Below are 14,662 nucleotides of genomic sequence, written 5' to 3'. Positions count from 1 at the left end.
GATTAGCTCTCCTGTTTCTCAAAAAAAGCCTCAAGCTCTGGCGTAACGTGCCCTAACTGAATTTGAAGCGTTACGAGCAAATCTCCAGCTTCTTCTTTTTTATTTGCACCAACGCCACGGCCTCCCAGCCGTAAGACCTTACCGCTATCTGAGTGTTTAGGGACTTTTACTGCAACATCCCCTCTCGGAGTTTGAACCGTTACTTTCCCACCCAAAACGGCAATTTTTAAATCAATATTCTGCGTCATCCGCACATTGCGGCCTTCACGGACATAACGCTTATCTGGGGTAACCGAAACCGTAATCAGGGCATCACCCGCAACACCGGGCTGTCCATCCATACCCGGCCGACCCGGCGCTCCTTTGCCGCGAACACGTAGAGTTTGACCATCCTCTACCCCAGCTGGAATACGGACCTCTGTATGGTTACCTTCTCCAAGATTAAGCTCTAAAGAAGTCCCTAAAATAGCCTGCACAAAGGGAATAGTTACGGAATACCGTCGGTCCGCCCCCTTAGCAGCACGACGTCCACCAGCACCGCCTGGACGGAAGTCTCCACTAAAACCACCACCGCCAAACATATCCGAGAAAAACGCACCCAAGTCTTCTTGGCTAAAATTGCCTTGGAAGCCATGTGCACCAGCGCCGCCTCCAAAGCCACCACCGCCAAAGCCACCACCGCCAAAGCCGCCGCCTCCAAAAGGACCACGCTCCTGGCCTTCGCCATCGATCTCACCACGATCAAAACGTGCGCGTTTTTCCTTATCACCAATAATATTATAGGCTTGACCCACAGCTTTAAACTGTTCTTCAGCTTCCTTGCTGTCAGGATTATGATCAGGGTGATATTTTTTAGCTAATTTACGATAGGCACTCCGAATTTCTTTATCCGTTGCGTTTTTTGAAACTCCAAGTACGGAATAAGGATCTTTCATTTCACCTCCGCATTCGTTGCAACATCACCATCATCCAAAAGATCTATTAAAACCGCCAAAATAACATCTTTAGAAAAGCCAGCTTTTACAGCACCTTCTATAAGATTTTGTAATTTCGGTTTCAGGAAGTCCTCTGCTGGGTGTCCATCTTGTGGCATATACTTACATCCTTTAGTTATTTACAAATGTGTGCTGTCAATTAATCTTGGTCAATGACCTTAATGAAACTATTTTTACCAAAATTAATAAACTCCTGCCACGAAGCACTTTAACTTATCGAGTAATAGCACGGGCCAAGGCATTTTGCTTTTTTACTTCAATAGGTAAGCGCGTATCTGTTAATTGGCGTCCCTGCCATCCTGCTCCCATGGCGATATAAAGTGATATCGCATTTCTCAATCGCGCTATACGCCCCACAACAGCTTGGTCCCTCGCAGATAATGCCGTCTGTTCCGTCGTTAACACATTCAGATATCCAGCAAGACCAGCTTGAAATAATTTTGCTGCCCTATCTCGTGCCAAGCCTGAATCAATAGCGGCCTGATCCAACTCTTTAACCAACTCATCATCATGCCGCCAATCGCCCAAAGCATCCTCAACCTCTTGAAACGCTTTCAAAACCGTCTTCCGATACCCTAACCGACTCGCTTCAGCTTCCGCACGGGCTTGAGCAATTTGTGCTGTATATCGCCCTCCATGAATGATGGGCAAAGTGGCCATCATCATGAAACTCCAGCTCATCCCCCCCACTTGAAAAGCCTGATACAAAGCGGACGCATTTGGATTAAATGTGAGTGGAATAGAAAACTTCGGATATAAGTTAGAGACGGCCACCCCGACTTCTGCTGTATCAGCCGCATATTGAGCCTCTGCCGCACGAATATCAGGACGGTTTGCCAAGACAATTGAGGGCAAAGTGGTTGGGAAACTCGGTAAAGAAGGTAGAGGCCGGCGAACTTGAAGTTCCTCCTCTAACTGTCCCGGCATTTGGCCCAACAAAACAGAAATAGCGTGCATAAGCCGCTCTTCTTGTGAATGAAGAGGCGCTAAACGAGACCTTTCCAAATGTTCTTCTGTTTGTGCCTGCGCAACCGCAAGCGTATTCCCTAGACCATGAATATATAATTTTTCAGTGAGAAGGCGAGATTTTTGCGCAACATCAATACTTTGCTCTGTAACTGTTAAACGCTCCTGAACACCCCTTAAAGTAATATAATCTGCCGCTACTTCAGAAAGTAATGAAAGAAGAACCGCCCTTCTACTCTCAATAGATTCTTCAACAATGCGCTTACGCTCTTCTACTTGACGCGAGATATGCCCAAACAAATCAATTTCCCAGCTTGCTCGCGCTCCATATGTTAGAACCGATGCTTCTGGATGATTCGATGGGTTTCCGGGGCGTATAGGCCAATTATCAACATTAATAGAATAACGATCGTCCCCCCCGCCCATTGCTGCGTCAAGTTGCGGATACCATGCCGCTTGTGCCTGCCGCCGAACAGCACGCTCTGCAATAATATGCTGGGATGCAATTTGTAGGTCGTAATTCCCCTTTATCGCTTCCTCAATAAGCTGATTGAGCATAGGATCATGGAACTGCGCCCACCAATCTTTCATATCAGCCTCTGTTTTTTGCACCTCTTGAAGAGTTGCAACCTGAGGCTGTTCAACAAAAGAATCGGGAATTTTCATCTTGTCGGGCTTAAAATTAGGCCCGACAGTGCAGGCACTTAAAAGTAAACCACTACAGAGCGTAAGTTTAAAAAGATTTCGTAACATTTTATAAATGATTCTGTAGCCACGTCGTTAACTTACCCCGCGCCCCCGGGCTCTCATCCCCGATTGTAACGGTTGCCGTCATTCCTGCTGCCAAAGTTATTTCTGGTGGAACATAATCAAACTCTAAACGCACCGGAATACGCTGCGCTAATCGCACCCATGTAAAAATAGGATTAACATCAGGAAGGCCCAACCGGTCTGACACGCCGTTCTGATCATTAATACCGCGGCCTATACTCACAACATGTGCGGGAATAATTTGCTTGTACCCCATCAGCTTCACACGGGCCTTGTCCCCAATATGAACGCCACTCATTTTGGTTTCTTCAAAATAACCATTTAACCAATAACTATGAGCATCAATTACAGCCATGCCTGGCTGGCCGGCGTGAGCATAATCACCCACCCTTAAATTGAGATTTGTAACGTATCCATCCACAGGAGAATAAACCGTCGAGCGTTGCAAATTGAGCCGTGCTGTATTCAGTTCAGCTTTTGCTGCATTTACTTTGGCTCTTTGCGTTTCAACATTAGAATTAAAATCTTCCTGCTCTTCAGCAGAAACGATACCACCGAGCCCCATGCGTCGATGGGCATCAGATTTTTTTAATTTCAAATCTTCTTCAAAACCAGCCAAACGCGCACGCGCGGCATCAATATCCAATCGGAAACGTACAGGATCCAATACAAATAATGGATCCCCTTTATGTACAAACTGATTATCAACAACAGGCACAGAAACAACTGTTCCCGACACTTCTGGGGCATTATCTACGACGTATACCCGCACGCGGCCATCGCGTGTCCATGGAGCCAGAACATAAATATCCCAAAGCGTCAAACCAAGACCAACGGCCAGTAGCAAAACAATAGATGTAAGAATAATTCTTACAAGACGTTGGGCCCAATTCATTCCCGCCTCTTACGACTACACATACAAAATAAGAAGACACAAAATACAAACATAAAGCGCTATCTCAAATAGGGCGACATGCCAAAACCAATTCAGCGCCCCTGTTCTCCAAAGAATATTTCTTAACAATAAAGTTATAAAAACGGCTGATACCGCATAAATTGAAAAAGGGGAAACAAATATACCGAACACATTAACTTCTGTAAGCATTATGCATATGCCTTACAGAAAGGAATAAAATATTTCTTTAAATACCACACAAAAAAAACCTCGCTATCCCACGCATCCCTACATAAGGAAGTCGTAGTACGAGGCAATCAAATACGTGAATTTACACTAAAAAACTAGTCTAAATTCACGCAGTTATATAACTAACCTTTTTTTGAACGCTTAAACATTCCGAACAAAAGGGAAAATGTCTTTTTCCCTGCTGTGCGTCCAAGAGGGCTAAATAAAATTGTCATCATCGTTGACAAAGCAAAAGCCTGCCGCAACTCAACCAGTTTACGATCACGGCGAATCTTGGCTTCAATTTCTACTGGGTCAGGAATAGACCATGCCGCACAAATACCAAATATAATAACAAAGAATAAATCAACCGCAATCACACAAAGAGAGGCTTTAACACAGCTCAATCCCATCACGCTCATGAAAAAGGCCCACATAAAGCCATGAAAGGAGATAGCTGCAAACATCAAGAATACAGCAGCAACCAACGCACATGCAATTCTTCGACCAATACGTGTTGCCGAACGTTTTACAATTGTGCCTTGCGCGGACAGAACTTCCTGACCAAGTTCGAGGGGCTTCATGGAGTGTCATTGCCTTTTCTAATGGGAAGGACAATTATATTATAAATAATCGCCCTTGTACCCAAATTATACCAAAATTTTTATTTTGAAAAACGACCTAACACAAAACCGATCGCGGCTGAAATAAGAATTGCTGCAATTGGACGAGACTTTACATGTTCCGTTACAACTTCTTGAAGTTCATGGTCGCCATGTCGCACATTAGCAACCACTTGGTCGGTCCGGCTCACAGCGCGTTGCAAAACAGGGCTAACCCGTTCGTTCAAAATCTGCTCTATTTGGCTACGAAGATCTTGAACTTGATCTTGACCTTTTTCAACTGCTTCATCGATGTTTTTCTTGACGTCATTACGGCTCATTTGCTGAAACCTTCTTCAAATCTTACAAGAGCCTCAAATTAGGCCCTCTAGTTAAAACGCAAACATATTCATAGAGGTTGCATGTCTCTCTCACCTAACACATCCCTCTATGCCCTTAATAAAAAACGTCTTCGGGCAGAAAGAACACCCCCCTCTCTAAAGATTGAAGGTCTTCGCCTCACTGTAGAAAGCGTCCCCTTTGATTTAACCCTTACAAAAGGTGAAATCCTTACAGCATTTGGGACGACACCTTTTGTTTTATCAACTTTTCTTGAACAGTTGGCCGGATTTGCACCTCTTATTGACGGGAAAATATTTCTTCACGATGAGGATGTCTCCTCTCTCCCGCTAGGGAAAAGAAAAATCGGCCTTATAAATCAACACACTCCCCTATTCCCACATATGAATGTTCATGAAAACATTGCTTTTGCTTTTCAGGCGACGGGACAAAATAAATCTGAAGCATTCGATGCTGCCAACCGAATGTTATCTCTTGTAGGCTTAGATGGACACGGCCACGCACATACAAAATCTCTCTCTTCAGAAGAGACACTTCGTACCCTCTTAGCCCGCGCGCTTGCGTGTTCTCCTAAACTTCTTCTCATTGACGACCCTTATTTTTCTTTACCCTTACACACCACGCGCCAATTCACCTCTCTCCTTATAAAGCTTTCCCGTGCGCTTGACCTCACCATCGTACAAACAACGTCTCACCGAGAAGATGCGCTAAGAGCGGGAGGGAAAATTGCCTTCTTCAACCATGAAGCTCTTCTCCAACATGATACGGCGGCAGTTTTGTATGACCGCCCAGCGGCTATTGAAATCGCAACAATTTTTGGAGAAGCAAACGCTCTCACAGGGCAAATATTGGGTATTGGGGATGATATTGCCTCAATCCAGCTTGCTTGTGGTGGAGTAGTTGAAGCTTTTGTATCATCCGAACGTTTACATAAAGGCGATGAATGCATCGTATGTATTCGCCCTGATCAAATATCACCTTTCTTTGGATCAAGGCCCCTTAACTTTGACGAAGACACATCTTCTCCAGTAAATGGGGTTTTGATAGAGAGTATCCATTTAGGAGATCATATTAAAATGCGAGTACGTACTCCTGACGGTACGGAAATTGACTTACACCGCCCTCCCATTCAATCACAGCAGATCCCTTCAAACGGCTCTTCTGTTCAATTAGCATGGATGGCTGGTAATGCGACTGCTTTTCCGCCATAAGTTAAGGACGTTACTCCATTATTGTGTTAGCGTGCACGCGCTGCACGTTTTTATTCTATACGTTTTCTGTTTTTTACGAGGTTTCCATTTTAGACCGGCGCCAAAATTCTGCGGGACATTCCCTTGCACCATTCATTCGAGCGAATGGAATGCAACGTGTGGCACGTTATACTATGTTCGTTTCAATTTTATGTGCCCAACTTATTCCCAACACCCCCTTCTCCGGCCAAGCGGCCCAAACAACCTCCTCTCAGAACCTCATTTCGTTCGTAACAGCGCATATTGCTCCACTTATTCTAGCTCCATCTGCTCTTGCAGCTCCTGCCTCACACATGCATAAACATGCAAAAAAGAAAAAGCACCTTCCTAAACCACACCGCTCCTCCGCAACATACCTAACAAAATTAGGATGGGCTGTGCCTCAAGGAACGATTGCCTCCTCAGCCCTCCAAACGCCAGTAACATCCCTTAAGCTTGTTGAATGGGATGAACAAATTGACACATTAATGTCCGCTACCAATGCTGAAAAACCGAAATGGGCGGCGGTGCTTTTAAATGGTTACCAACTTAAATTAGCGTGTAATAATGGTTGGATACAAAGTTTAAACATCGACAACGAATCAACAACATGCGGCGTTACGGGAGGAACGAGCGATCTTGCCCTTGCTTGGGATCGCTCACATTTAGAGAGCCCTCCCAACTGGGTTGATTTTTGGAACGTTGCCCGCTTACCCGGCCGTCGAGGGTTACATTTAGGGGCACGCACAACTCTGGAAATCGCACTCCTCGCTGATGGCGTGGACCCACAGGATATCTATACTGCTCTTTCTACAGAAGCGGGGGTACAAAGGGCTTTTCATCAACTTGACCTGCTGCGCCCTTATATTGTTTGGTGGAAAACACCGGCAGATGCTGCAAATATTATGGCGCAAAGCAGCGCTCTTATGACCAGCGCTCCCATGACCGAGATTGCAAGTGTCAGCACAAAGGTCAAAGCGGGGCTCGCTTCGTCCATCTTTATTGCGCAACATAATAATATTCTTCGGACTGAAATGTTTTGGGCTATTCCTAAAAATGTACCGCTTCATATAGCCCAAAAAACTCTCGGAGATTTAAGATCAATTAATCCGCATATTGACGATGTCATTAATGAAAATGTTAACTCGCACGATACTATTTTGCCCATAAATGAAAGCTTCTGGGCTGAACATTCAGACGAGCTCGAAAAGCAATTTCAAACTTGGTATAAAAACGGAAGGCTCTAATGACTTTTGCTTTTTATACGTACTCTCCCTTTCTATTCTTAGGGCTTATATCTGGCCTTTCCCTGTGTGGTTTGGGTATCAAGCTTCTTCCCTACTCTTCCACACGCTTACTGGGCCTTTTGCTTCTTTTTTCCAGCCCTTTAATGGCATTCTTCTTTCCCTTTTGGCACCAAAATGGAATTAATATTACCAGAACTCAATTTGCCTTTTTTCAAGGAATATTCATTTCACCCACCATTATATTCCCTCTTGGAGCAACGCTTCTCCAACTCCCAGCAGGAACGAACCGAACAGCCAAAAGCCTTGGTGCAAACTTTTACACGCGCTTACGCTTAATCTGGATACCAGTACTTTTCCCTTCCGCTTTTTTGTCGCTTTTCATCGCATTTGCTTTTTCCTTTATCTGCATCATACTTGATCGTCCATGACAAAATCTTCTGAACGCCCTTTCTGGCACACAACCCCTCTTCACAAAATGTCTCGTGAACAATGGGAATCTCTTTGTGATGGTTGTGGTCGCTGCTGCCTTAACAAGCTACGAGATGATGAAACGGAAGAAGTCATCTATACCTCTGTTTCATGTCGGTTGCTGGATACAGAAAGCTGCCGTTGCACAGATTATCTTAAACGGCATCGTAAAGTCCCAGATTGCGTAACTCTTACTCCTGAACTTCTGACAGACATTGACTGGCTTCCACCCAGCTGCTCATATCGTCTGTTACGAGATGGGTATGACCTTCCGGAGTGGCATCCTCTACGCACAGGAACCTCTGAAAGTGTTCAAAAAGTAGGAGCCTCTGCGGGTGGACGCTGCATTAGTGAACGTCAGGCTGGTCCATTGGAAGATTATATTGTTGACTGGCCTGGAGAATGGCCTGAAAAAGCCCCTTTATCTTTCTTCCTGAAAAAAACCTGATTAACGCTTGCCTTCGCCTCCGACCATCCCAATTATCTGGAACCCTTCTAAACGGGCCAGACGTCTCTCACTCCGCATCGACCCCGTTAAAGGAGCGGTCGTTATTACCCTCCCTTATCGAATGTCACAAAAACAAGGGATGGGTTTTTTACAAGAAAACATAGAATGGATTGAAAGGAATTTTGCAGCTCTTCCGCAAAAAACACCTTTAACGGATGGTTATTCCGTTCCTATTGAAGGGGTAGACCATACTATACATCATATGCCTCATGCTCACAGAGGATGTTGGATTGAACAAAACAATTTATATGTCAGTGGGGACGCTGCGCATACAGAACGACGTGTAAAAGAGTTTTTGAAAACCTTGGCGCGCATTCAACTCACAAAATCCATCCGGCATTATAGTGAGCAAATGGAGCTTTACCCCTCTCGGCTTGATTTCCGTGATACACGCTCCCGATGGGGCAGCTGCACACGCCAAGGACGCATTATGCTGAACTGGCGCCTCATCATGGCTCCCCCAGAAATTAGCACTTATGTTGTCATCCACGAACTCTCACATCTTAAATTTTTTGACCATGGAAAAGATTTTTGGACCCTTGTTGAAAAAAATTATGAAAAAGATGGAAGAAAACGTCTTGCAGCCGAGCGCTGGTTGAGTAATAACGGGGCACGCCTTTTAAGATCGGCATGATCATTAAAAGGACGTGCGAGCTTGGCGGAATGGTAGACGCACAAGACTTAAAATCTTGGGTCCGTAAGGGCGTGCGGGTTCAAGTCCCGCAGTTCGCACCACTTTAATTCATTAAAATTATAACGTTTTTAGGTTCGCATAAACCTAAACTTGCCTTGGTAACTTCTATTGTAAAATTCGGGCTGGACCATGGATACTCCCGTTTTATAAATTGCAAACTCAAGCATAAATCTCTTAAGTTAAAAGTGTTCGTAAAACAGGCCAGATTTTTGGATTATCTGCTATACTCACCATAAAACGCAACATAGTCGATGGGGCTTGATCCGGAGAAAAAAGTGACCCTGGGGCCAGTAATACCCCATGCTCAGACGCTCGACGCGCCACACTCTCAGAATCTTGCCCACAGTCCGCCCAAACAAAAATACCTGCGTAAGGCAAGTGAGGTAGCTGCAAGCCACATTCTGTTAATGCCTCTATACAACGATGCCGGGCCTTATCAACTCTTCGACGAATGCGCGATACGTGTCGCTTATAATGCCCTTCATGTAATAAATGGTTTACAACATTTTCACCTAAATTAGAGGTCGTGAGCCCCATTAAAAGCTTCAGGTCCGTTAATCGCATAATGAGATCTGACTCTGCAGCCAATATGCCAACTCGTAGCCCAGCTGCTAATGTTTTGGCATACCCACTCACAAGAATAACACGCCGAAGCCCATCAAGGGATGCAAGCCTAATCGGTGTCCCAGGGTGAAAATCAGCATAGGTATCATCTTCTACGATACGGAAATCATATTTCTCTGCTATCCGAAGCACGTCATATGCCGCTGAAGCGGTTACTGTAAAACCGGTGGGATTATGCACCGCACTATTAATGAGAAATAATTTAGGGCGATAAGCAGCCGCCAGTCGCTCCAAAGCCTCCAAGTCCGGCCCTTCTGGACCACGTGGAACACCGATAATCCGCGTACCATAAGCTGCAAGCCGTCCAAAAATCAGGAACCAACCCGGGTCTTCCACCAAAACCGTATCACCGGACTGAACAAGCAAACGCAAAATAAGATCCAATGCTTGCGTGACGCCTGCCGTCGTCAATAGATGTTGATCTGGATGGGCGACTATCCCTTGGCTTTGAAGCAAAGAGGCCTGCTGAGCGCGTAATAACGAATACCCACGCGGATGCCCGTAGCTAAGCAACTGACCATCCATTTTACGCCCGACAGCACGAATAGCAGCATTAACCAGCTCAGCATCTAACCAACTCTTTGGCAGAAGCCCTGCTCCCGCTTCAACTTCCACTGAAGCGCCATTCCCGAAAGTACTACGAAGAAGCCAACCCACATCTAAACGAGAAGGGGGTGGGGACGCTACAGATGCTGTATCTGCCACTATCGGCATTTCTATAAACGATCGAACAAAATAACCGGCTCCCTGCCGAGGCTCTATAAGTCCGCGCGCCACCAATCGCTCATAGGCCTCAATAACCGTGAAGCGACTAACTCCTGCTGCTTCTGCCATACGTCGCACAGACGGCAGGCGACTACCTGGCCTTAAAATATGATCCGCAATACGCCCTGCGATTTCATCTTCAAGCTGAGTAACCAGTGTGCGATCTCCGCCACGCACAGGCTGCCAGCGCAGCGTTAGTGAGTCTTGCATACGGTTAACTGTCACGGTTAATTCTCCAGAACAGTTTGAAAGAGATTGATCAAACTGTATCGGTTCTGTTCTGCTTTCTTCATCAATAATGCAGAGACTTCCTCAGATGTAAATGGAGTTTTACCAATGACATCCCTCTGGAGCAGTCTAGGACCTCTGGCTGTATTTGCACTCGTCACATCAATTACGCCAGGACCGAATAACACTATGCTGACAGCATCGGGCCTTAATTATGGTTTTCGGCGAACTATTCCCCATATATTAGGGGTGAGTGTCGGGTTTGCTGTGATGGTCGTGCTCGTCGGGATTGGACTTGGAAATATCTTCAATCGCTTACCTTGGCTCTATGCCTTATTAAAATATATGAGTGTCGCCTACTTACTGTGGCTTGCTTGGAAAATTGCAACATCCAGTATGAATAACGCATCCACTAGCCACGCACGCCCTCTTGGCTTTCTTCAAGCTCTCGGCTTTCAATGGGTCAACCCAAAAGTATGGATCATGACAATCAGCGTGATTTCTGCTTATACGCCGCGACAGAACTTTCTGTTTAACCTGCTCATTGCCTGTCTGATTTGTGGGGCAGTCAATCTTCCAAGTGTGAGTCTTTGGGTGGGATTTGGCGCTGCTATGAAGCGGTGGCTCACACACCCCGCAGTTCTACGCGGTTTTAATGTTGGTATGGCCTTGCTGCTTATTGCTTCTCTCTATCCCCTCCTTCAGGAAAGCATACCACAGTAAAACACCCTGCTCACCACATATGGCTGCCACCTTATTTTTAAGGTGGCCCGTTTTCATGAACACCCCGAGCAATAGCGTCCTGCCCGCCGTCCCCTTCTATTAAACAACAAAGCTTTAATAAATTTTATCAAAAAATTAATACATTCCGTTGTTTGCTTGATTTCCATTAGAAGGGAATGATTAATGACAAAGTGTTTTATTACATTTTATTTCAAAAAACATAAGAAACACCCCTTTTATTACAGAATACATTACAAAAAGTGTGTCTTCATCGCACAACCTTAAAAAATCATTTTAATTACAGGTAAAACCAGTATTCTATATAAGCATTTTCGATTATAATGAGACATATGAGCTACGTCCCTCTTTCCGGCTTGTCTTTACGAGACATAGAATATGTTGTGGCAGTTGATGACTTACGCAACTTCTCCCGTGCAGCAGAACGCTGTGGTGTTAGTCAAGCTGGCTTGTCAGAGCAAGTTCGAAAATTAGAAATCCTTCTGGACGTTACACTCTTTGAACGTTCTCGTAGACACGTCGCTCCAACGCCTGATGGAGAGCAGCTCATCGCTCTTGGGCGAGAGGTTCTTGCGTCTGCTCGCTCTCTTCTGGAAGTCGCACGCGCACGCACCAGCCCTCTTGATGGGGTGCTACGCCTTGGTGTTATCCCAACCCTAGGGCCGTATTATATCCCGGGATTATTACCTCATATTCGTCAAAAATACCCGCATTTAAACTTGCGATTGACTGAGGGTATGACGGATAGTCTCGTTCGAGCCCTTCGCAACAGTGAGCTTGATTTGGCACTATTAGCCGTGCCGACTGCGAGTGATTCTTTAGGCGCTATTGAGCTCTTCACAGAGCCTTTTTTAGGGGTATTTCCAGCTTCACACGAGCTGGCACGACTTAAAAAAATCACTTTGTCCCAGTTGAGCAGAGAAGACTTATTGCTCCTTGAAGATGGACACTGCCTACGTGAGCAAGCTTTATCCATCTGCCCTACCCTGCCTCGCAAAAGAGACCCTCGATTAGCCACCAGTCTAGAAATGTTATGGCATATGATTGGAGCAGGAGAAGGTTTTTCCCTTATCCCTCAACTCGCTCTCAAAAATCGATCTGACTTTGAGAACCTTGTTGCAATCCGGTCTTTACACGAGCCAGAGGCTAGCCGCACCATTGGGCTAGTCTGGCGCGCCTCTGACCCTCGCGCAGCTTCTTTTAAAGAATTTGCTAATTGCTTAAAAGAAATAACCCCCGATGGTTGTATTACGTGTGAAGTGTAATCGTACTCATTCCTACGAGTAAAACAAACGCCATTCATCTGGCTCTTGATAAGCCAGATTAGCCCACTCCCTCATCAATGGGTGGTCTAGCATTGTCTCACACCATGCCATGACGATGGCTCCTACGGGGAGTTGATAATTCATTACCCGAATAGCAATCGGAGCATACATGCAGTCAGCAATCGTAAGGTCTGAACCAAACAAATAACGTGTCTGCTCCCCTGTTCTCATAAGGGCATTTTCTAATGTTCTCTTGAGCAATTCCACATCGGCCAACAAATCTGCTGCCATATCCACTAACGGTTTAGACTTGCGCTCCAAATCCATAGGGCATGTTTGACGAACAACCCGAAAGCCTGCATGCATTTGTGCACTCACACTTCTCGCATGCGCCCGTGCACCTCGTTCTTCTGGCCATAGAGACGGTTTATACTCAGCCGCATATTCACAAATAGCCAGACTTTCCCAAATATCAGCCCCCTCATGCTGAAGATATGGTACCAATTTATTAGGAGAAAGAGCATGAATTTCTGTTGTGCGCCCTTGACCTTTTAACGGGATAACACGCTCAACAACATCGATACCCGCAAGCCGAATAGCCAACCACCCTCGTAAAGACCATGATGAATAACGCCGAGAGCCTAAATAAAGAGTACCTGTCACGCCGTTATTCTCCCGCCAGAATAAAGCCGCCCCCTAAAACGCGTGTCCCATCATATAAAACACACGCTTGCCCTGGGGCAGGCATTGCAGGCTCTTCAAATTCAACAAGCGCCTTTCCCCCAACAAGTGGTTTTACACGCGCTTTACGGAGCTTTTCTCGCGCTCTGATTTGTACGCCACACTCAACCCCTTCCGGAGAGGCATCAATTAGCCAGTTCATATCACGCAGATGAACCGTGCGACGCGCATCACTCTCCGTAGCTTGAACACGAGGGCCTACAACAATACGACGCTTTGGCACATCAATTTGCGTCACCATTTGACGCTCGCCAATCGCCGTATGAATATCACCTAACCGTTTACTCTGCCCAACGGTATAACGCGCCACACCTTCATGACGCCCTAAGACATTTCCTTTTTCATCTACAATTTCACCGGGGCCTTGTATTTCAGGACGAAGTTTTTCAACCACCTCCACATAAGACCCACTCGGAACAAAGCAGATATCTTGGCTATCTGGCTTTGAGGCAATATCTAACCCCAACTCTTGGGCTAATGCACGCACATGCGCTTTATCTGGCATTTCACCAAGCGGGAAACGAAGATAATCGAGCTGTTCTTTTGTGGTCGCAAATAAAAACCATGTCTGATCGCGCTCGGCATCTACGGGACGGTGCATTTCCACCCCATGATCCCCTTCAACCCGGCGAACATAATGCCCCGTTGCCATGGCCTCGCACCCAAGATCCCGCGCCATACCAAGCAAATCCGTAAATTTGACTCCTTGGTTACATGCAACACATGGCACAGGCGTCTCACCCCGAGCATACGAGTCCGCAAAGCTTTCAATCACACTGTCACGAAAACGGCTTTCCGCATCAATAACATAGTGCGGAAAGTCCAGCTTATCTGCAACAGAACGGGCATCCATAATATCACGCCCAGCGCAACACGCCCCCGGCTTCGCAGCCTGACCATGATCATAGAGTTGCAAAGTTGCGCCAATTACCTCGTGGCCTTGACGTTTTAAGAGCGCGGCCACAACGGAACTATCCACGCCCCCTGACATGGCAACGAGTATACGCATAATCAGCCTGCTTTCGGTAGTCGAACAACGAGCCCATCAAGAGCTTCTGTCATAACAATCTGGCATCCCAAACGTGAGGTTGGCTCTAAGCCGAATGCCAGATCAAGCATATCTTCTTCGTCATCCGTTGGTGAGCTAAGCTTCTCAGCCCATTGTGGATCCACGATCACATGGCATGTCGCACAAGCCAAGGAACCTTCACACGCTCCTTCTAGGTCAAGGTCATATTTATGAGCAATTTCCAGCACGGATAATCCGACAGGAGCATCCACTTCACGACGAGAACCATCACGTTCGATAAAGGTCATTTTAGGCATAGGCTATTT

General features: G+C 46.0%; 18 protein-coding genes and 1 tRNA gene. 8 read left to right on the top strand and 11 right to left on the bottom strand.

Annotation, left to right across the window (positions count from 1 at the left end):
• Positions 1 to 2 precede the first annotated feature (2 nt).
• The 7 genes from E3D00_RS06000 to E3D00_RS05975 all read right to left on the bottom strand — a co-directional run bounded on the left by E3D00_RS06000 (position 3) and on the right by E3D00_RS05975 (position 4,798).
• Positions 3 to 935, bottom strand: coding sequence for a DnaJ C-terminal domain-containing protein (locus E3D00_RS06000; RefSeq protein WP_141460849.1), 933 nt, complete (start codon positions 933 to 935; stop codon positions 3 to 5).
• Positions 932 to 1,093 (bottom strand): hypothetical protein, encoded by a 162-nt coding sequence (locus tag E3D00_RS10530; RefSeq protein ID WP_181441937.1) that lies wholly within the window; start codon positions 1,091 to 1,093, stop codon positions 932 to 934. The genes E3D00_RS06000 and E3D00_RS10530 overlap by 4 nt, the downstream gene beginning before the upstream one ends.
• Positions 1,094 to 1,208: 115 nt before the next feature.
• Positions 1,209 to 2,714 (bottom strand): efflux transporter outer membrane subunit, encoded by a 1,506-nt coding sequence (locus tag E3D00_RS05995; RefSeq protein WP_141460847.1) that lies wholly within the window; start codon positions 2,712 to 2,714, stop codon positions 1,209 to 1,211.
• A 1-nt stretch (position 2,715) separates the two neighbouring features.
• Positions 2,716 to 3,627, bottom strand: a complete 912-nt coding sequence (locus tag E3D00_RS05990; protein WP_141460845.1) for an HlyD family efflux transporter periplasmic adaptor subunit — start codon at positions 3,625 to 3,627, stop codon at positions 2,716 to 2,718.
• A 15-nt stretch (positions 3,628 to 3,642) separates the two neighbouring features.
• Positions 3,643 to 3,837, bottom strand: coding sequence for a DUF1656 domain-containing protein (locus tag E3D00_RS05985; RefSeq protein ID WP_141460843.1), 195 nt, complete (start codon positions 3,835 to 3,837; stop codon positions 3,643 to 3,645).
• 161 nt (positions 3,838 to 3,998) lie between these two features.
• Entirely contained in the window at positions 3,999 to 4,439 is a 441-nt protein-coding gene (locus E3D00_RS05980) for a hypothetical protein (RefSeq protein WP_141460841.1), read from the bottom strand.
• An 80-nt stretch (positions 4,440 to 4,519) separates the two neighbouring features.
• Positions 4,520 to 4,798, bottom strand: a complete 279-nt coding sequence (locus tag E3D00_RS05975; RefSeq protein WP_141460839.1) for a hypothetical protein — start codon at positions 4,796 to 4,798, stop codon at positions 4,520 to 4,522.
• 81 nt (positions 4,799 to 4,879) lie between these two features.
• On the opposite strand from E3D00_RS05975, the gene E3D00_RS05970 reads away from it, so the two are divergent.
• The 6 genes from E3D00_RS05970 to E3D00_RS05945 all read left to right on the top strand — a co-directional run bounded on the left by E3D00_RS05970 (position 4,880) and on the right by E3D00_RS05945 (position 9,004).
• Positions 4,880 to 6,028, top strand: a complete 1,149-nt coding sequence (locus E3D00_RS05970; protein WP_141460837.1) for an ABC transporter ATP-binding protein — start codon at positions 4,880 to 4,882, stop codon at positions 6,026 to 6,028.
• A gap of 173 nt (positions 6,029 to 6,201) precedes the next feature.
• Positions 6,202 to 7,293, top strand: a complete 1,092-nt coding sequence (locus E3D00_RS05965; RefSeq protein ID WP_141462398.1) for an extracellular solute-binding protein — start codon at positions 6,202 to 6,204, stop codon at positions 7,291 to 7,293.
• On the top strand, positions 7,293 to 7,721 hold the full coding sequence (locus tag E3D00_RS05960; protein WP_141460835.1) for a hypothetical protein: 429 nt from the start codon (positions 7,293 to 7,295) through the stop codon (positions 7,719 to 7,721). Before E3D00_RS05965 ends, E3D00_RS05960 begins: the two co-directional genes overlap by 1 nt.
• Positions 7,718 to 8,209, top strand: a complete 492-nt coding sequence (locus tag E3D00_RS05955; RefSeq protein WP_141460833.1) for a YcgN family cysteine cluster protein — start codon at positions 7,718 to 7,720, stop codon at positions 8,207 to 8,209. Before E3D00_RS05960 ends, E3D00_RS05955 begins: the two co-directional genes overlap by 4 nt.
• Before the next feature lie 7 nt (positions 8,210 to 8,216).
• Positions 8,217 to 8,903: a M48 family metallopeptidase gene (locus E3D00_RS05950; protein ID WP_141460831.1), complete on the top strand. Its 687-nt coding sequence runs from the start codon at positions 8,217 to 8,219 to the stop codon at positions 8,901 to 8,903.
• A 15-nt stretch (positions 8,904 to 8,918) separates the two neighbouring features.
• Positions 8,919 to 9,004: transfer RNA gene (locus E3D00_RS05945), tRNA-Leu, on the top strand.
• Positions 9,005 to 9,137: 133 nt separating this feature from the next.
• On the opposite strand, the gene E3D00_RS05940 is transcribed toward E3D00_RS05945, so the two are convergent.
• On the bottom strand, positions 9,138 to 10,577 hold the full coding sequence (locus E3D00_RS05940; RefSeq protein WP_246091375.1) for an aminotransferase-like domain-containing protein: 1,440 nt from the start codon (positions 10,575 to 10,577) through the stop codon (positions 9,138 to 9,140).
• A gap of 30 nt (positions 10,578 to 10,607) precedes the next feature.
• Here E3D00_RS05940 and E3D00_RS05935 point away from each other — a divergent pair, with 30 nt between their 5' ends.
• Together E3D00_RS05935 and E3D00_RS05930 are read left to right on the top strand one after the other, a co-directional pair.
• Positions 10,608 to 11,303 carry a LysE family translocator gene (locus tag E3D00_RS05935; RefSeq protein WP_246091374.1) on the top strand — a complete coding sequence of 232 codons (696 nt, stop codon included), beginning with the start codon at positions 10,608 to 10,610 and terminating at the stop codon, positions 11,301 to 11,303.
• Positions 11,304 to 11,653: 350 nt separating this feature from the next.
• Positions 11,654 to 12,586, top strand: a complete 933-nt coding sequence (locus E3D00_RS05930) for a hydrogen peroxide-inducible genes activator (RefSeq protein ID WP_141460827.1) — start codon at positions 11,654 to 11,656, stop codon at positions 12,584 to 12,586.
• 12 nt (positions 12,587 to 12,598) lie between these two features.
• On the opposite strand, the gene E3D00_RS05925 is transcribed toward E3D00_RS05930, so the two are convergent.
• The 3 genes from E3D00_RS05925 to E3D00_RS05915 are packed head-to-tail and all read right to left on the bottom strand — an operon-like array spanning position 12,599 to position 14,653.
• Positions 12,599 to 13,249, bottom strand: a complete 651-nt coding sequence (locus E3D00_RS05925) for a glutathione S-transferase family protein (RefSeq protein WP_141460825.1) — start codon at positions 13,247 to 13,249, stop codon at positions 12,599 to 12,601.
• Between the two features lie 4 nt (positions 13,250 to 13,253).
• Positions 13,254 to 14,336 (bottom strand): tRNA 2-thiouridine(34) synthase MnmA, encoded by a 1,083-nt coding sequence (gene mnmA / locus E3D00_RS05920; RefSeq protein WP_141460823.1) that lies wholly within the window; start codon positions 14,334 to 14,336, stop codon positions 13,254 to 13,256.
• Between the two features lie 2 nt (positions 14,337 to 14,338).
• On the bottom strand, positions 14,339 to 14,653 hold the full coding sequence (locus E3D00_RS05915; protein ID WP_141460821.1) for a ferredoxin family 2Fe-2S iron-sulfur cluster binding protein: 315 nt from the start codon (positions 14,651 to 14,653) through the stop codon (positions 14,339 to 14,341).
• Between the last annotated feature and the right edge of the window lie 9 nt (positions 14,654 to 14,662).

It is taken from the genome of Swingsia samuiensis (assembly GCF_006542355.1).
GTDB lineage: Bacteria > Pseudomonadota > Alphaproteobacteria > Acetobacterales > Acetobacteraceae > Gluconobacter > Gluconobacter samuiensis.
This window is presented reverse-complemented; position numbering and strand designations above follow the sequence as displayed.